Below are 17,897 nucleotides of genomic sequence, written 5' to 3'. Positions count from 1 at the left end.
TCTTTTCTGTAGCAGTGAGTGTAGACAGTTACCTTCCCGACTGAAAGGGGCAAACTAAGACCCCAAAGTAAAACGCAAGTATTGGCAACCGACGCCGCCTTGCGAGCGTTACTGGCACTAAGATGCCGCTACGACAAATTCACCCAACAAAATAATAATACTTAACCATAGTGGCTACGGATATTTTTAGAGCACCTTAAATTACTATTTAATAAATCAACCTGTACATAACCCATTGAAAAAATAATAATTTTACGCTCTTTTCTGTGAGCTCATTATTTCCAAACCAATATACGTTCTTACATACGTTACCTGATGTTACTTCTCAATCAAATGGATGTGTACATGAGCAACAAATTTTTTAGATTGAACAATACAACCAAAACTCTGGGTAAGCTATTTCCTGCCTTATTAATGTGTACTCCTGTCGTTGCGTTTTCTGCAACGATTGACCAATCAACTTCTGTACCTCAAGATTTTTCAGCCGATTCAGAATATGTGATTAGTAAAGACGTCACAATTTCCTCCGCAGGTAATGAATCGGGCGTGTCAGTGACCGGATTTAATGTCACCACTGTCACAAACAACGGCAATATTTCCGGCACAGGCAATGGTCTGGACATTAATACTGGCGCACAACGCGTCGTTATTAACAATGAGAGTGGCGCAACCATTTCCTCTACCAACGGGAATGCGGTAAACATTCAGTCAATACTCGGTGATTTTAATAATGATGGCGGTATTACCGGCGCGGAAAACGGCATATTTGTCAGCGAGAACTCCTCAGCAGTTAACATAACCAATACCAGCACGGCAACGATCAAAGGTAAAACAGGCCTGACGTCTCAGATTGGCATTGGTATTAATAACAGCGGCACAATAATCGGTACAAGCGGCGATGCTATTACGTTAAGTGATGGCAATACCAAGGTTTTAAACAGCGCTACCGTGAAGGGCTCCCAAAACGGTATTAACGTTAAAGATACTGCAAAAGTAGATATTACGAATAGCGGAACGATCGGCGGTGATACCAACGCAATTACGTTTGCCAGCGATAAAAATAACACGCTGGTTCTCGACACGGGTTCCTCCCTGGAGGGTGACGTTATTTCCACTGGTTCAAAAGGAAATACCCTCACACTGGTCGGCACCGGCACGGAAGACAGCAACTTCGTTGGCCTGAATGAGGGCGACGGCTTTGCCAGCGTTAAAATGGAAGGTGAAAGCTGGACGCTGGCGGGTAACCTCGACATTATCGGCTCTGCCGATTCTCTGCAGGTAGAAACCGGCGCATTAACCCTGTCGGGCGCGGTATCCAATACGGGTAATACCCTTGTTGCAAAAGACGCATCGCTGCAGCTGGGCGATGGTCAAAAAACCGCGACGCTCAGCGGTGGCCTTACTAACAACGGTACCGTCATTTTTAACCAGGGCAGCAATTCAACTTTTTCTACCGGCATGACGGGTAGCGGTAACGTAGAAAAAGTGGATTCAAACACCCTGATGCTGACCGGCCAAAATAGCTATACAGGAAATACGGTTCTGCACAGCGGAACCACGCTGGTCGCTTCCGAAGCCATGCTCGGCGTCAAAGGCAGTAACGCCACCGTCACCGTGGAAAACGGTGCAACCTTTGCCACCGCAGGCGAAGTTAACAACAACGTCGCCGTACTTACCGGCGGTACGCTGGCAGCGTGGAATGCGATTGCGGGTAACTCAACGCTAAGGGATGCCGGAGTTGATACGGTGAACGGCAACGTGACGAACGGCGGCACGCTGCTGCTCAGCGCGGCCGATCGTAGCGTAGGCAATGATTTCACGATTAACGGCGACTACACCGGTTCTGACGGCAGCCAGATTGTGATGAACAGCACTGTGGGTGAAGATGATGCGCCAACCGACCACCTCACCATTACCGGCAGCAGCTTCGGTCAGTCCGAAGTAAGCATTACCAATATTGGTGGTGAAGGCGCGCAAACCGTTAACGGTATGGAAATTGTAAGCGTAGGCGGCAGCTCCGAAGCCCAGCTGACCCTGGCAGCACCGGTTGTTGCCGGCGCTTATGAATACAACCTTTATCAGCACGAAGACGGCAACTGGTACCTGGAATCAAAGGCGACACCTTCTGATGAGCCTTCCGACGGCGGGGACAATACCGATGGCGGTGATAATACCGATGACGGTGGTAACACTGATGGCGGCGGTAATACCGACGGCGGTGGCAATACCGATGGCGGCGGAAATAACGACGGTGGCGGCAATACAGACGGCGGCGATAACAGCGACAAGGGTGACAATACCGACAACGGCGGCAGCAATGCCCCGGAAGTGATGGCGCCTGAAGTAGGGGCTTACTTAGGCAACTACCTCGCCGCACAAAGCATGTTCCTGCATAAGCGCGATGACCGTGACCAAATTACCTTCCGCAATGAAGACGATCTGAACACCTGGATGTACGTAAAAGGTCGTTATCATGAGAACGATGCAGGCGGCGATAAAGTCAGCTACGACACCACCACTACCGTTCTGCAAGTCGGCAGCGATTTCATGAGCAAGCCTCTGGACAACGGTATTCTGCGTGCCGGCGGCATGTTCGGTGCTGGCCAGGCGAAAACCCACCCTGATGCAAAGCACAACGTGCGTGATGCGCAGGGCAAGGTAGATGGTTTCAACGTTGGGATGTACGCCACCTGGCAGGAAGATCAGAAATTACGTCTGGGCAGCTACATTGATACCTGGGCCGCCTATAGCTGGTATAACAACAAAGTGACCAGCAACCGCAACGATGAAGACTACGATAGCGAAGGCTTTGCCGCGTCTGTTGAAGTCGGCCACGCGTGGGTCATCCAGTCTGAAAACGAACGTACCTGGAAGATCGAGCCACAGGCGCAGGTGATCTACAGCTATCTCGATCAGGAAAATCATACCGATCGCGACGGCGTTCGCGTCACCACGCTGGACAATGACAGCCTCTTCGGTCGTCTGGGCGTGAAATCCAGCTACTTCCAGCAGAAAGACGTCACCGCATGGCAGCCGTACGTTGCGGTTAACTGGCTGAAAGGTGCTGGTCAAAACGATCTGGCATTCAACGACGAAACCGTCAGCAACGATACGCCTGAAGATCGCGGTCAGCTAGAGCTGGGCGTCACCGGCAATCTGAACGAAACCACGACGATCTCCCTGCGCGCCAGCGGCGAATGGGGTGAAAACAGCTATGCCGCTTACGGCGGTCATATCCTGCTGAATCACCGCTGGTAATCTTTCAGCACGAAGCAAAAAAGCAGTGGCTGATGCCACTGCTTTTTTTTAATTATCCAGTTCGCCCATCGATTTAACCTGGTCACGGTTAATCTGTTCAGTTTGACCGGTTTCGGCGTTTTTGTACGACACCAGACCGGTATCGTCATCCACCTGCGGCTTCCCGTCAGTCACGATGGTTTTGCCATCGGTAGTTTTTACGGCCTGATTGGACGAACAGCCCGCGACGGTGAACATTGTAGTGGCAGCCAGAACGGAAGCGATCAGTAATTTATTTTGCATGGTGTTTTCCCCTGCTCTCAGATGAATTTAGTTATCGACCTAACCATTTTAGGCTAACTGACTGAAAGCGGATGAAAAACCAGAAGGTTCTGAAGATGGGGAAAATGCCCGGCAACCGAACGGCACCGGGCAATTTGTCTTACTTGCTAATCTGCGCGTGCATTTCCTGCACTGAAATCACCTTCTCGGTGGCGTCCGCGTTCAGCGCCATGGCCGTCGCGAAACCGCCGTTCAGGGTGGTATCGTAGTGCACTTTGTACTGCAGCGCGCTGCGGCGAATCAGCTTGGAATCTTCAATCGCCTGGCGGCCTGCGGTGGTGTTGATGATGTAGGTGTACTCGCCATTCTTGATACGATCCTGAATGTGCGGACGGCCTTCATGCACCTTGTTCACCAGGCGCGGGTTGATACCGGCTTCACCCAGCACAATCGCCGTACCGTGGGTTGCGTCCAGCTCGAAGCCCTGTTTCAGCAGCTTGGCGGCGAGGTCAACCACGCGCTCTTTGTCGCCTTCGCGAACGGAGAGCAGCGCACGGCCCGATTTTCTCATGGTAGAGCTGCTGCCCAACTGCGCCTTCGCAAACGCTTCGGCGAAGGTGCGGCCTACGCCCATCACTTCCCCGGTAGAGCGCATTTCTGGCCCTAACAGCGGGTCAACGCCCGGGAATTTGTTGAACGGCAGCACCACTTCTTTCACCGAGTAGTACGGCGGGATGATCTCTTTGGTCACGCCCTGCTGCGCCAGCGTCTGGCCCGCCATCACGCGCGCCGCCACTTTCGCCAGCGGAATACCGGTCGCTTTGGAGACGAACGGTACGGTACGCGCCGCACGCGGGTTCACCTCAATCAGGTAGACTTCGTTGTCTTTCACCGCGAACTGGACGTTCATCAGGCCGCGAACCTGCAGCTCGAAGGCCAGCTTCTGCACCTGCTGGCGCATCACGTCCTGGATTTCCTGGCTCAGGGTGTACGCCGGCAGAGAACACGCGGAGTCACCGGAGTGAACGCCCGCCTGCTCGATGTGCTCCATGATGCCGCCAATCAGCACCATTTCGCCGTCGCAGATGGCGTCTACGTCCACTTCTACCGCGTCATCGAGGAAGCGGTCGAGCAGCACTGGCGCATCGTTGGAGACGCTCACCGCCGTCTGGAAGTAGCGACGCAGGTCGGCTTCGTCATAGACGATTTCCATCGCGCGGCCGCCCAGCACGTAGGATGGACGCACCACCAGCGGATAGCCAATCTCTTTCGCCTTCTCGACAGCCTGTTCGATGGCGGTCACGGTGGCGTTCGCGGGCTGCTTCAGCTTCAGACGGTCAACCGCCTGCTGGAAACGCTCGCGGTCTTCCGCACGGTCAATCGCATCCGGGCTGGTGCCGATAACCGGCACGCCTGCCGCTTCCAGCGCGCGCGCCAGCTTCAGCGGGGTCTGGCCGCCGTACTGCACGATAACGCCTTTTGGCTTCTCGATGCGCACGATTTCCAGCACGTCTTCCAGGGTAACCGGCTCGAAGTAGAGGCGGTCAGAGGTGTCGTAGTCGGTAGAAACGGTTTCCGGGTTACAGTTGACCATGATGGTCTCGTACCCGTCTTCGCGCAGCGCCAGCGAGGCGTGCACGCAGCAATAGTCGAACTCGATACCCTGGCCGATACGGTTTGGACCGCCGCCCAGCACCATAATCTTGTCGCGGTCGACGGACGGGTTCGCTTCACACTCGTCTTCATAGGTGGAGTACATGTACGCGGTGTCGGTTGAGAACTCTGCCGCACAGGTGTCCACGCGCTTGTAAACCGGGTGCAGGTCATACTGGTCGCGCAGCTTGCGGATTTCCGCTTCGCGCACGCCCGCCAGCTTAGCCAGACGCGCATCGGCAAAGCCTTTGCGCTTCAGCATGCGCAGGAAGTCTGCGTCCAGGCCGTTGATGCCCAGCTCTGCCACTTTCTCTTCCAGACGCACCAGCTCTTCAATCTGCACCAGGAACCAGCGGTCGATGTTGGTCAGGTTGAACACGCCGTCGACGGACAGGCCAGCACGGAAGGCATCGGCGATGTACCAGATGCGCTCTGCGCCCGCGTCTTTCAGCTCGCGGCGGATTTTGGTCAGCGCTTCCGGGTCGTCCAGGCTCACTTTCGGGTCAAAGCCGGTCGCGCCCACTTCGAGGCCGCGCAGCGCTTTCTGCAGGGATTCCTGCTGCGTGCGGCCAATCGCCATCACTTCCCCGACGGATTTCATCTGGGTGGTCAGACGGTCGTTCGCGCCGGCGAATTTCTCGAAGTTAAAGCGAGGAATTTTGGTCACAACGTAGTCGATGGACGGCTCGAAGGACGCAGGGGTGCGCCCGCCGGTGATGTCGTTCATCAGCTCGTCGAGGGTATAACCCACCGCCAGCTTCGCCGCCACTTTCGCAATCGGGAAGCCGGTCGCTTTAGAGGCCAGCGCGGAGGAACGGGACACGCGCGGGTTCATTTCGATAACAATCAGACGGCCGGTTTTCGGGTTCACGGAGAACTGCACGTTAGAACCGCCGGTTTCCACGCCGATTTCACGCAGTACCGCCATCGAGGCGTTACGCATGATTTGATACTCTTTGTCGGTCAGCGTCTGGGCTGGCGCAACGGTGATGGAGTCGCCGGTGTGGATACCCATCGCATCGAAGTTTTCGATGGAGCAGACGATGATGCAGTTGTCGTTTTTATCACGCACCACTTCCATCTCGTACTCTTTCCAGCCAATCAGCGATTCATCAATCAGCAGCTCTTTGGTTGGGGAGAGATCCAGACCGCGCTCGCAAATTTCTTCGAACTCTTCGCGGTTGTAGGCGATACCGCCACCGGTGCCGCCCATGGTGAACGATGGACGGATGATGCACGGATAACCCACTTCAGCCGCAACGGCCAGCGCCTCTTCCATGTTGTGCGCGATACCGGAACGCGCGGTGTCGAGGCCGATTTTCTTCATCGCCACGTCAAAGCGGCGACGGTCTTCTGCTTTATCAATCGCGTCGGCGGTCGCACCAATCATGGTCACGCCGAACTCGGCCAGCACGCCCTGACGCTCCAGTTCCAGCGCACAGTTCAGCGCCGTCTGGCCGCCCATGGTCGGCAGTACCGCATCCGGGCGCTCTTTCTCGATGATTTTACGCACCACTTCCCAGTGAATCGGCTCGATGTAGGTCGCATCGGCCATTTCCGGGTCGGTCATGATGGTTGCCGGATTAGAGTTTACCAGGATAACGCGGTAACCCTCTTCGCGCAGGGCTTTACACGCCTGCGCGCCGGAGTAGTCGAATTCGCAGGCCTGGCCGATGACGATCGGGCCAGCGCCAAGGATCAGGATGCTTTTTATGTCTGTACGTTTTGGCATTGTCTTCTCGGCTCCTGATTATTTAGCGGTCTTACGGTATTGCTCGATAAGTTCGATAAAGTGATCGAACAGCGGCGCGGCGTCGTGCGGGCCCGGGCTGGCTTCCGGGTGACCCTGGAAGCTGAACGCTGGCTTATCGGTACGGTGGATACCCTGCAGGGTGCCATCGAACAGTGATTTGTGCGTCACGCGCAGGTTAGCCGGCATAGAGGCTTCATCGACGGCAAAGCCGTGGTTCTGCGCGGTAATCATCACCGTGTTGTTATCGATGTCTTTCACCGGGTGGTTCCCACCGTGGTGGCCGAACTTCATCTTGACGGTGTTCGCACCGCTCGCCAGCGCCAGCAGCTGATGGCCGAGGCAGATGCCGAATACCGGGATGTCGGTTTCCAGGAAGGACTTGATGGCGGCGATGGCGTAATCGCACGGTGCCGGGTCGCCCGGGCCGTTAGAGAGGAAGATGCCATCCGGGTTCATCTTCAGCACCTCTTCGGCGGAGGTTTTCGCCGGTACCACCGTCAGGCGGCAGCCGCGATCAACCAGCATGCGCAGAATGTTGCGCTTGGCGCCGAAATCGTAGGCCACCACGTGAAAAGGCAGCTCGCTCTCTTTTTTCGCTTCCGGCAGGTCGCCTTCCAGCGTCCAGCTCCCCTGCGTCCAGCTGTAGGCTTCCGCGGTAGTCACTTCTTTCGCCAGGTCCATGCCGTTCAGGCCCGGGAAGGCTTTCGCTTTTTCCAGCGCCAGCGTCGCATCGAGGTTATCACCTGCGATAATGCAGCCGTTCTGTGCACCCTTCTCGCGCAGCAGACGCGTCAGCTTACGGGTATCGATATCGGCAATCGCCACGATGTTATGGCGCTTCAGGTAAGAAGAGAGGTCTTCAGTATTGCGGAAGTTGCTGGCAATCAGCGGCAGGTCGCGAATGACCAGGCCTTGCGCATGTACCTGAGAGGATTCTTCGTCAGCCGCGTTGGTGCCGACATTGCCGATATGAGGATAAGTAAGAGTAACGATTTGGCGAGAATAGGAAGGATCAGTGAGGATTTCTTGATAACCGGTCATTGAAGTATTGAAAACGACTTCCCCAACCGCCGAACCCGTTGCCCCTATGGCCCGACCGATAAACTGGGTTCCGTCTTCCAGAACCAATAGCGCTGACTTAATCAAAACACCCTCCAGAGAATATTCACTCACTTTATTTGCATATTAATTCATGACTATGTCATAGATCAATGCAAATGTGTTGCCAGCGGATTTTTGGCAAACGGCGGCATTCTGGAGATTTGGTGGGTAAAAGTCAACTTAAAACGGATATTTTGTTTAGTCTTTTGCAAGTCTGGCGAGAAGAATGAAGCTTAACCGACAAAAAGATCAGGTAAATCACTGCAGAAATCGCTTGCGCGCCTGGTTTAATGGTAAATACGGCGCAGGAGCTTTAAAAAGTGGACCGTATGGTCAAAATTTACATTTCAGCAACGGATAATCGTGATAAGAGTGAAGTTTTAATCTTTTTTAAACTAAAAACGCAATAAAGAGGCTAAAATAAAAGGGCAATAAAATATTGCCCTATGCAATCAAACAATTACGACTGCAATAACCACATCACGATGGGTAATAATGCTTACAAATCGTTGAGATTCAGCACATCTCGCATATCAAAAAGACCGTTTTCCTTGTTTTTTAACCACAAAGCGGAGCGTACGGCGCCGTTGGCGAACGTCATTCGGCTTGAGGCTTTATGTGTAATCTCAACGCGTTCGCCAATATCGGCGAACATCGCCGTATGTTCGCCGACGATGTCACCCGCACGCACCGTTGCGAAACCAATGGTGCCCGGTACGCGTTCGCCGGTGTGACCTTCGCGGGCATAGACCGCGCAGTCTTTTAAATCTTTATCGAGTGCATGAGCAATCGCTTCGCCCATTGCCAGCGCCGTGCCTGATGGCGCATCAACCTTAAAGCGGTGGTGGGCCTCGACAATTTCAATGTCGGTATAGTCGCCCATCACCTTCGCTGCTTTCTCCAGCAGCTTGAGCATGACGTTAACGCCCACGCTAAAGTTCGCCGCGAAGACAATCGCGATCTCTTTTGATGCATCCTGGATGGCCTGCTTACCCGCGTCGTCAAAACCGGTGGTGCCGATGACCATTCCCTTGCCGTGCTGGCGGCAAAATGCCAGATGCGTCAGCGTCCCTTCCGGGCGGGTAAAGTCGATAAACACATCGAAGTCATCTTTAACCGCGTCAAGGCTGCTCTGAACGGTAACGCCCGTCTTTCCCGCGCCCGCCAGCTCACCTGCGTCGGCACCCAAAAGCGATGAGCCTTCACGCTCCAGCGCCGCGCCCAGCCCCACGCCATCCATCTGAAGTGCCGCCTGAATCAGCTGGCGGCCCATACGTCCACCCGCGCCCGCAATGGCGACACGGATCTGTGCATCATGCATAGTTATTCTCTTACGTTAAAATGATGTAAACCGTTTTCAGATTAACCAGCCTTTGCAAAGGCTGCCACAGAAAACGCCAATAATTAGAATTTAATGATAAACAGGGAGAGATATCAGTTAAAGACATGATCGTCAGCGAAAACCGCATGATTCCCGCACCACCAGCGCAGGCGGCAGTATGATCCGTTTGGCGGGCTCGTCATTGCCCTGTATGCGGCTGTACAGTAACTCCCCCGCTTTACGGCCAATCTCTTTAGCCGCCACCGATACGGTGGTCAGCGCCGGCTGCACCAGAGCCGCTTCGGTAATATCATCGAAGCCGACCAGCGCGAAATCATGCCCCGGTTCGCGCCCCATCTTGCGTAAACTCTGCATCACCCCAAGTGCCACAATATCCTGATAGCAAATCGCAGCGCTGATGTTTGGATGCTCAAGCAGTAACGTCTCCGCAACGCGAGCGCCGTCGCTTTGGCTGGCCTGCGAAGTCCTGATCCAGGCAGGATTCGGCGTCACGCCGTATTCCAGCAGCTTGCTGGTAAAGCCACCGATACGCTGCGCCCGCGAACCCGAATTCTGGCTACCTCCGATAAACGCAATATTCCGATGCCCCATTCTGAGCAGGTGCTCTGTCGCCATCTGCGTACCTAAAAAGTTGTCCGTGCCGACAAAATCAAAATCCGCATCGTCCAGCGGGCGCACAACCATGATCGCCGGAATATTGCGCCGCTTAAGCCCATCAAAAAAAGCCTGTGGCGTTTCACGAGCCGCACAAAGCACCATGCCGCCAACGTTATTGCGCATCAGCGAATCGACAAATTTTTGCTGTCGCTCTGCGGACTCCTCACTGTTCGCCAGAAAAAGCATCAGCTCGTGGCGCTCCATTTCATGACTGAGCCCTGCCGTCATCTCCCCGTAAAAAGGGTTGGTGATATCGTGCAATAGCAGTCCGACCTGATTGCTTCTGCGGTTACGTAAATTGGCTGCCGTCTGGTTATAGACATAGCCCGTTTCATCCAGCGCCTTGAGCACGCGCGCACGCGTATTTTGCGAAATGCGGCCTTTATTACACAGCACCATTGAGACCGTTGCCGTTGACACGCCAGCGCGTTTCGCGACGTCTGCGAGTGTAATTCCCGTCATGCTGTCTCCTTCCATTTCATTACAGATTAATCGAATAACCTGTTTTTTGCATTTTTCCCTGTGAGTCTCTTCACATTACCGCTACCGATCGGGATTGCATTGCTATTTATGGCGGGTTAATCGCGTTAACCACACTTCTCAAACACGGTTAATCGAATAACCTTAAATAACGATTCTGGAGGATGAAATGACAACTTACGACAAATTCCCCACGGTGACGATAGAGGGTTATGACGACAGCGCCTGGCAAGGTTGGGAGGATATTACCCGCGTTCTTGCCGCCAAAACTCAGCAGCGAAGCCGCACTGTCCTGGTGATTGACTGCTATCCGGGCGTGCGCCTGAACGAGCTTGAAGAGAATGTGCTGCCGCGGTTACGCCCGGCGCTAACGGTCAATGCCGGGCAGGCGCGACAGGATGAGCCCGCCATCCATGAAATGCTGGCGCGCAACCTCACCGACGATCGCGTTTTTGGCGTACTCTCCTGCCACCAGCTCGCTGAATTTTTTGACCCCGCGCGTCTGGAGGCACAGCAAACTCAGGTAAGCCAGTGTGCCGAGGGGCTGATTGTGATTTACGGCCCCGGCGCTGCGCTTATTCACCCTGGTGATGTGCTGGTATACGCCGATCTTCCGCGCTGGGAGATCCAACAGCGTATGCGCAGCGGTGAGATGGGGAACTGGGGGGCAGAGAATCAGCATGAGGATATGCTTCGTCGCTACAAGCGGGCTTTTTTTGTTGAATGGCGCGTCTTCGACCGTCACAAAACACCGCTGCTCAGGCGCACCGACTTTTTACTGGATACGACACAGGCAAACCAGCCCGCGATGGTCAGCGGCGAGGCCCTTCGTGCCGGGCTTAAGCAGACCACCACTCAGCCTTTTCGCGTAGCGCCATTTTTCGATCCCGGCGTCTGGGGCGGCCAGTGGATGAAACAGCAATTCGATCTCGATCCCTCTGCACCCAATTACGCATGGTGTTTTGACTGCGTGCCCGAGGAGAACAGCCTGTTATTGCGTTTTGGCGCAGTGCGGATCGAGATCCCCTCTCAGGATCTGGTCTTGCTTGAGCCTCGCGCTCTGCTGGGCGAGAAGGTTCACGCGCGTTTCGGCGCGGAGTTCCCGATCCGTTTTGATTTCCTCGATACCATTGGCGGCCAGAACCTGAGTTTCCAGGTCCATCCGGTTACGGAATACATCCAGCAGCAGTTCGGGATGCACTACACCCAGGATGAGAGCTATTACATTCTGGAAGCCGAGCCGGGCGCCGTGGTCTATCTGGGCACCAAAACCGGCACCGAACCGGAGGCCATGATGGACGATCTCAGGCGCGCGGGCCGTGGTGAAAAAAACTTTGATGACGCCCGCTTCGTTAATCAGATCCCGGCGAAAAAACACGACCACTTCCTGATCCCCGCCGGTACGGTGCACTGTTCTGGCGCGGGCACCATGGTGCTGGAGATCAGCGCCACGCCGTATATCTTCACCTTCAAGCTTTGGGACTGGGGCCGTCTGGGGCTGGATGGCCTGCCGCGTCCGGTCCATCTGAACCATGGCGAGAAGGTGATCGACTGGCAACGAGACACGCAGTGGGTCCATCAACATCTGGTGAATCAGTTCGAACCTATCGCGGAAGGAAACGGCTGGCGTGAAGAACGCACCGGCCTGCACGAGCGTGAATTTATCGAAACCCGCCGCCACTGGTTTAGCGAGCCCGTTGTGCATCACACCAATGGCGGCGTGAACGTGCTGAATCTGGTAGAGGGCGACGAAGCAATCGTCGACAGCCCTACCGGCGCTTTCGAACCATTTGTCGTCCATTACGCCGAAACCTTCATCATTCCGGCAAACGTGGGGGAATACCGTATTTCCCCCTCAACCAATGTTTCCGGGCAGGCGCTGGCGACCATCAAAGCCTGGGTAAGGAGCTAACGATGATTCATTTTATTGTCGCGACCCACGGCCCGCTTGCCGCCGCGCTGCTGGAAAGCGGCCGGATGGTGTACGGCGACCTTCCCGGCGTACAGGCCGTGTGTCTGACCGAGCAGGCGGGGATTGAGGGCTTCCGGCGCGACTTCAGCGCCGCGCTGGAAGCCGCAAGCGTGGATGCCGACGGCGTGCTGGTGCTGTGCGATATGCAAAGCGGCACGCCGTGGAACGTGGCCTGCGAGTCTGCATTTAATCCACTCACGCAGCCGCCGGTCGCCGCGGTGGCGGGCGTCAATTTCCCGATGCTGCTGCAAACCGACGAGGTAATGACGGCATGCGACGTTCATCATGCTGCCGCAAAGCTTATCAATCTCACCCTGCCGACGCTGGTACAGGCGAAACCGGTAGATACCGCACAGACAGACGATTTTTAAGGAGCCGCATATGAGTATTTCTTTTGTACGCATTGACGACCGCGTGATCCACGGGCAGCTCATCACGCGCTGGGCCAGGGAGTTGCCCTGTGACGGTATCGTTGCCATTGACGATGCCGTCGCGGCCGATCCGCTGCTGTCGTCGGTCATGAAAGGCGCTGTTTCTGACACCAGAGTGTGGCTGTTCGATACGCTAACGGCCATTGAAAAACTGCCAAAAGTGATTGCCAGCGAAAAGCGCTATTTTGTGATTGGCAAATCGCCCGTCGCGCTGCAGCGCATAGAGCAGGCAGGAATTAGCCTGAAAAACAGCAACGGGAAAATAAACGTAGGGCCGATGAGCGCCCGGGGGAACACGGTCACCATAGGCCCGAATCAGTCAGTAACGGCCGAGGAAGCCTCGGCCTTCGAGTGGCTAACCGGGCAGGGGCACGCGATTGAATTTCGCCTGGTTCCCGATGCCAGTTTTTATAGCTGGCAGGACGTCAGACAGAAGCTGAAATAAGGAGCAGATCATGATTATCGAAGCGGCTTTAATTGGCCTGCTCTGCTATCTGGGCGCCCTCAGCAGCCCGTGGCTCTTAGGGCTGACTGGCGGATGGTATCTTATTTCCCGCCCGCTCATCTCAGGAATGCTGGTTGGCCTGATACTGGGCGATATCAAAACCGGGATTATGATCGGCGTAGCGGTGCAGGCGGTGTATATCGCGATGGTGACCCCCGGCGGCTCGATGCCGGCAGATTTAAACTTTGTGGCGTATCCGGCCATTGCGCTCGGGATACTTTCCGGTAAAGGACCTGAAGTCGCCGTCGCGCTGGCAGCAACCATCGGTATTGCCGGAACCATTCTCTTTAATGCGATGATGGTGCTGAACTCGTTCTGGAACCATCGTGCGGATGTGGCGCTGGAAAAAGGCGACGAGCGCGGGATCTACCTCAACAGCGCCATCTGGCCGCAGGCGATGAACTTTGTTCTGCGCTTTGTGCCTACCTTCATCGCCGTCTTTTTCGGCGCGCAGTACATCAGCGGCTTTATGGACAGCCTGCCGCGTATCGTGCTCTCCACCATGAACGTGCTGGGCGGCATCCTGCCCGCCGTCGGTATTGCCATCCTGCTTAAGCAGATCATTAAAAGCTACACCATGCTCATCTACTTCCTGGTGGGCTTCGTCTGCATCGTGTTCCTGAAGCTCAATATGGTTGCGCTGGTGATCGTGGGTGCCCTGCTGGCGCTGATTCATTACAACTATAAACCCGAAGCACCGCAGGCCGCGACTTCAGCCCCAGTACCCGACGACGAGGATGAATTCTGATGGAAGAACGTAAACTTACCCGCAAGGATCTGCGCCGCTGCTGGCGGGCGTGGATGATGCACAACCTCTCCTCAATGAGCTTTGAGCGTCTGGAATCCTTCGGCTTTTGCCTGAGCATGCTGCCGGTGGCGAAAAAGCTCTACCCCGACGCGGTTCAGCGCACCGAGATGCTGCGCCGTCACGCGTCGTTCTACAATACTGAGCCACAGATTGGCGCGATCGTTAACGGCATGGCGCTGGGCCTGGAGGAGAAGAAAGCCAACGGCGAGCCGATCGATGGTGAAACCATAAACACCCTGAAGGTGGGCCTGATGGGTCCGATCGCCGGGATCGGGGATTCGATGATCCCCGGCATGCTGATCCCGATCCTCCTCAGTATCGGGATGGCGCTGGCGGCAGGCGGGAATATCCTGGGCCCGCTGTTTTACACCGTCGCCTGGCTGGCCATTATTATTCCGGGCTCCTGGTTCCTGTTTCTTAAAGGCTACCAGATGGGTTCAGGCTCCGTTGAGATGCTGGTCAGCAGCAAGTCCACCCGACTGCGGGAAGCGCTTTCGCTGCTGGGCGTTTTCGTCATGGGGGGCGTGGCGGCCAGCTACGTGAAGCTGGGGACCGGGCTGGAGTTCATCACCCGGGATGGGGTTAACATCCACGTGCAGCAGATGCTGGACGGTATTTTCCCGCAGCTGCTTCCTCTGGCCGTGGTGCTGGGGACATGGTATCTGATGGCGAAGCGCGGCGTGTCGCCGGTAAAAGCCATGATATTGCTGCTGATCCTCGCCGCGCTTGGCGTGGCGTCTGGATTGTTTGCAGGATAAGAAAGCCGGGGCATTGCCCCGGTTTCTCTACGGATGGAAGTTATCCCACAGTTCCGCCGCTTTATCCGGACGTGAAATAAACTGGAACCGCGCCGGATCGTCGATAAACTGCTGATAAACAGGCGCATCGGTAATGCCGAACTCCGGATAATTACGCGGCGTAATTATCTGCAATCGCCCCGGTCTGTAGTGACCGTTGTGCTGCCAGATAATATGATCGCCCTGAACTAACGGGTACCAGGCCAACCCTTTTCGCGCGCGAACGGCGTCATACTCAAAGCCGTATTCTCGATCGCACCATGCCCCAAACGTCAGCGGCTCGCTGGGCGAGGCGGAAATCGTCGCGTGTCCCCATCCCGGAGGGACCAGTACCTTTTCACCCGGCCCCGCGAGCACCGCAAAACAGCGGCCCGGATCGTCGTCAACATACTCCTGCATGTAGATAATCGCTTTACCCTGCCAGATTTCATACAGCTCGGGCGGCGACCATCCGCTGTGCTGGCTGATGCGGTGGATATGACCCTGGCTACGGACCGGCTCATCGCCGAGCGTACCGGCGGCGTAGGTCACCACGCCAAAAAGCAGCATCCGCTTTTCAAGCTCTTGCCTGTCCGACAGGCGCGCCACGTCCATCGCGATGGCGTACACCTGCTCTGGCCCTTCGCAATCCGGGTTGCGCAGCGACGGGCGGATCTGATCGAGGGTCCTGATCTCCGGCATCGGTCCAGTCACGTCATCTCCGTAGCTGAAACCGAGCGGCTGATGGGTAATGGTCATATCAAGCCCATAGTTAGCCATGGCGCACCTCGAAGCCCTGCCCCGAGGTAAAGACCCGCAGGGCAAAACCTTCTGCCAGCGCCGCATAGTCGTGTCCCGCGATGACTGGCCAGACGGCAAACGAAGATAGCGTCTCCTTGCCCGTGTTAATCAAGCGATGCGCCGTAAAAGGCGGAATAATATGCACGGAGCCTGCCGTCACCTCCTCCAGCCGCGCGTCCCCCGCCTCTGTTTGCAGCAGCAGCAACCCAACGCCGCGCAGACCAAAATAGACTTCCCCCTGTTCACGGCGCGCGTGAAAATGGCCGCGCGTCATAAAGAACTCATCGCCCACGTTCCCCGTATACAGGTGAGTCACACCGACGCAAAGCGCCCCCTCGCCCGCGGGGGAACCCAGGACATCCACGTCATACACGCTTTGTTGAGGATTACCACGCCTCCACGCCTCACCGTCCGCGAAGATGCCGGGGAGATCGGTAAGGCGGGTCGTTTTACGGATAAGAGGCCCACCGGCTAGCGCGCCGGTAGCCCATGCCACCTGAGGTGGCAGAAAGATATCTGAGTTCATTTTCAGTCTCCGGCCCGAGGAGAACAGCCACTTCATTCTGGCAGATTAAACGATTAACCTCCCGATAAAGGCATTAATGCTGATGGTTAATCACAGTTAACCAGAAACAAAAATGCCGGAAGCTTTCGCCACCGGCATTTTTCAAATCAGAGAGGAGATTATTCCACTTCGCGGGCGTCGATGCGCAGCTCTTTCGGCACTTCGAAGACGATGTTCTCTTCGCGTCCTTCCAGCGGAACCGCTTCGCCACCGCCCAGCTCCTGCAGGCGCGCAATCACGTTCTGTACCAGGATATCCGGCGCGGAAGCGCCTGCGGTAACGCCTACGCAGGCCGCATTTTTAACCCACGCTTCCTGGATGTCCGTCGCGTCGTCGATCAGGAACGCCGCTTTCCCCATGCGCTGCGCCAGTTCGGCCAGACGGTTGGAGTTAGAGGAGTTTTTAGAGCCGACCACCAGCACCACGTCCGCCTGTTCAGCCAGCGCGCGCACCGCTTCCTGACGGTTGGTGGTTGCATAGCAGATGTCATCCTTACGCGGCCCGACGATTTTCGGGAAGCGCTGGCGCAGGGCGTCAATCACGTCTGACGTATCGTCCACGGAGAGCGTGGTCTGGGTCATAAACGACAGACGCGCTTCGTTTTTCACGTTCAGCGTAAAGACATCATCCGGCGATTCAACCAGATACATCCCCCCTTCCGGGTTGCTGTACTGGCCCATGGTGCCTTCGACTTCCGGATGACCGGCGTGGCCAATCAGAATCGACTCTTCACCGCGACGGCTTGCGCGCGCCACTTCCATATGCACTTTCGTCACTAATGGGCAGGTTGCGTCGAAAACGGTTAAATCGCGGCTTTTCGCTTCGTTACGGACCGCCTGAGAGACGCCGTGCGCGGAGAAGATCAGGATCGCACCGTCCGGCACTTCGCTGATCTGCTCGATGAAAATAGCGCCGCGCTCGCGCAGGCTGTCCACCACGTAGCGGTTATGCACCACTTCGTGACGCACGTAAATCGGCGCGCCGTAAATCTCCAGCGCGTTTTCAACAATGCTGATAGCGCGGTCTACACCGGCGCAGAAGCCGCGCGGGTTAGCCAACAGGATCTGCATTTCAGGCCTCCAGTGCCGGATCGATCTCCAGCACTTCAACATCAAAATGAACGGTACGCCCGGCAAGCGGATGGTTGAAGTCAACGGTGATAGAGTCGCCGTTAATCTCGCGGATCACGCCAGGCATTTCGCTGCCGTCCATAGCGGTAAAGAGCATAATCGCCCCGATTTCCGGTTCGCCCGCGTCCATAAACTCGCGGCGCGAGAAATACTGAATCAGGTCTGGGCTTGGCACGCCAAACGCGGCATCCGGCTCCAGCGAAAACGCTTTTTTCTCGCCCTCTTTCAGGCCCAGAAGCTGCTGCTCAAGACCTTCAGACAGGGAGGTATCGCCGAGACGAAACAGGGCAGGTTTGCCGTTATTGCGGGTGGATTCAGCCGTGGAGCCGTCATCCAGCTTCAGCGTGAAGTGAACGAGAACCGCGCTGTTGCTCTGTACGGATTTAGACATACACATTGCTCTT

Annotated in this window: 15 protein-coding genes; 6 read left to right on the top strand and 9 right to left on the bottom strand. The window is 55.9% G+C overall.

Annotation, left to right across the window (positions count from 1 at the left end):
• Positions 1–345: 345 nt before the first annotated feature.
• Complete coding sequence (locus UTO39_RS10320; protein WP_320727119.1) at positions 346–3,258, top strand: autotransporter outer membrane beta-barrel domain-containing protein; 2,913 nt, start codon at positions 346–348, stop codon at positions 3,256–3,258.
• A 48-nt stretch (positions 3,259–3,306) separates the two neighbouring features.
• Here the strand turns inward: UTO39_RS10320 and UTO39_RS10315 are convergent, their stop codons facing one another.
• From UTO39_RS10315 to UTO39_RS10295, 5 genes are all read right to left on the bottom strand, one after another.
• Positions 3,307–3,540 carry a YgdI/YgdR family lipoprotein gene (locus UTO39_RS10315; protein ID WP_023310357.1) on the bottom strand — a complete coding sequence of 78 codons (234 nt, stop codon included), beginning with the start codon at positions 3,538–3,540 and terminating at the stop codon, positions 3,307–3,309.
• A gap of 139 nt (positions 3,541–3,679) precedes the next feature.
• Positions 3,680–6,904, bottom strand: a complete 3,225-nt coding sequence (carB, locus tag UTO39_RS10310) for a carbamoyl-phosphate synthase large subunit (RefSeq protein WP_008502028.1) — start codon at positions 6,902–6,904, stop codon at positions 3,680–3,682.
• An 18-nt stretch (positions 6,905–6,922) separates the two neighbouring features.
• Positions 6,923–8,071, bottom strand: a complete 1,149-nt coding sequence (carA, locus tag UTO39_RS10305) for a glutamine-hydrolyzing carbamoyl-phosphate synthase small subunit (protein WP_061099263.1) — start codon at positions 8,069–8,071, stop codon at positions 6,923–6,925.
• Positions 8,072–8,525: 454 nt separating this feature from the next.
• On the bottom strand, positions 8,526–9,347 hold the full coding sequence (dapB, locus tag UTO39_RS10300; RefSeq protein WP_320727118.1) for a 4-hydroxy-tetrahydrodipicolinate reductase: 822 nt from the start codon (positions 9,345–9,347) through the stop codon (positions 8,526–8,528).
• Positions 9,348–9,479: 132 nt separating this feature from the next.
• Positions 9,480–10,487, bottom strand: coding sequence for a LacI family DNA-binding transcriptional regulator (locus tag UTO39_RS10295; protein ID WP_320727117.1), 1,008 nt, complete (start codon positions 10,485–10,487; stop codon positions 9,480–9,482).
• A gap of 187 nt (positions 10,488–10,674) precedes the next feature.
• On the opposite strand from UTO39_RS10295, the gene UTO39_RS10290 reads away from it, so the two are divergent.
• From UTO39_RS10290 to UTO39_RS10270, 5 genes are read left to right on the top strand one after another with little or no spacing between them, the layout of a single operon-like run.
• Positions 10,675–12,417, top strand: coding sequence for a class I mannose-6-phosphate isomerase (locus tag UTO39_RS10290; protein WP_320727116.1), 1,743 nt, complete (start codon positions 10,675–10,677; stop codon positions 12,415–12,417).
• 2 nt (positions 12,418–12,419) lie between these two features.
• The gene (locus UTO39_RS10285; protein ID WP_266179292.1) at positions 12,420–12,848 is read left to right on the top strand and encodes a PTS sugar transporter subunit IIA; all 429 of its coding nucleotides are present in this window, start codon (positions 12,420–12,422) and stop codon (positions 12,846–12,848) included.
• Between the two features lie 10 nt (positions 12,849–12,858).
• Positions 12,859–13,353: a PTS sugar transporter subunit IIB gene (locus tag UTO39_RS10280; RefSeq protein ID WP_320727115.1), complete on the top strand. Its 495-nt coding sequence runs from the start codon at positions 12,859–12,861 to the stop codon at positions 13,351–13,353.
• A gap of 10 nt (positions 13,354–13,363) precedes the next feature.
• A complete protein-coding gene (locus UTO39_RS10275) occupies positions 13,364–14,161 on the top strand; it encodes a PTS sugar transporter subunit IIC (RefSeq protein ID WP_320727114.1) in 798 nt (265 codons plus the stop codon).
• Entirely contained in the window at positions 14,161–14,979 is an 819-nt protein-coding gene (locus UTO39_RS10270; RefSeq protein WP_061099270.1) for a PTS system mannose/fructose/sorbose family transporter subunit IID, read from the top strand. Before UTO39_RS10275 ends, UTO39_RS10270 begins: the two co-directional genes overlap by 1 nt.
• Before the next feature lie 27 nt (positions 14,980–15,006).
• Here UTO39_RS10270 and UTO39_RS10265 read toward each other — a convergent pair whose 3' ends face one another.
• The 4 genes from UTO39_RS10265 to fkpB all read right to left on the bottom strand — a co-directional run bounded on the left by UTO39_RS10265 (position 15,007) and on the right by fkpB (position 17,884).
• Positions 15,007–15,777, bottom strand: coding sequence for a glucose-6-phosphate isomerase family protein (locus UTO39_RS10265; RefSeq protein WP_320727113.1), 771 nt, complete (start codon positions 15,775–15,777; stop codon positions 15,007–15,009).
• Complete coding sequence (locus UTO39_RS10260; RefSeq protein WP_320727112.1) at positions 15,770–16,324, bottom strand: glucose-6-phosphate isomerase family protein; 555 nt, start codon at positions 16,322–16,324, stop codon at positions 15,770–15,772. Before UTO39_RS10260 ends, UTO39_RS10265 begins: the two co-directional genes overlap by 8 nt.
• A 158-nt stretch (positions 16,325–16,482) precedes the next feature.
• The gene (gene ispH, locus UTO39_RS10255; RefSeq protein WP_061099273.1) at positions 16,483–17,433 is read right to left on the bottom strand and encodes a 4-hydroxy-3-methylbut-2-enyl diphosphate reductase; all 951 of its coding nucleotides are present in this window, start codon (positions 17,431–17,433) and stop codon (positions 16,483–16,485) included.
• Position 17,434: 1 nt separating this feature from the next.
• A complete protein-coding gene (fkpB, locus tag UTO39_RS10250) occupies positions 17,435–17,884 on the bottom strand; it encodes an FKBP-type peptidyl-prolyl cis-trans isomerase (protein WP_003856450.1) in 450 nt (149 codons plus the stop codon).
• Positions 17,885–17,897 lie beyond the last annotated feature (13 nt).

Origin of the sequence: Enterobacter sp. 118C5 (assembly GCF_034107645.1) — a bacterium.
Taxonomy (GTDB): Bacteria; Pseudomonadota; Gammaproteobacteria; order Enterobacterales; family Enterobacteriaceae; genus Enterobacter; species Enterobacter nematophilus.
The sequence above is the reverse complement of the archived record's forward strand: the minus strand, read 5'-3'. Positions and strand labels throughout refer to the sequence as shown.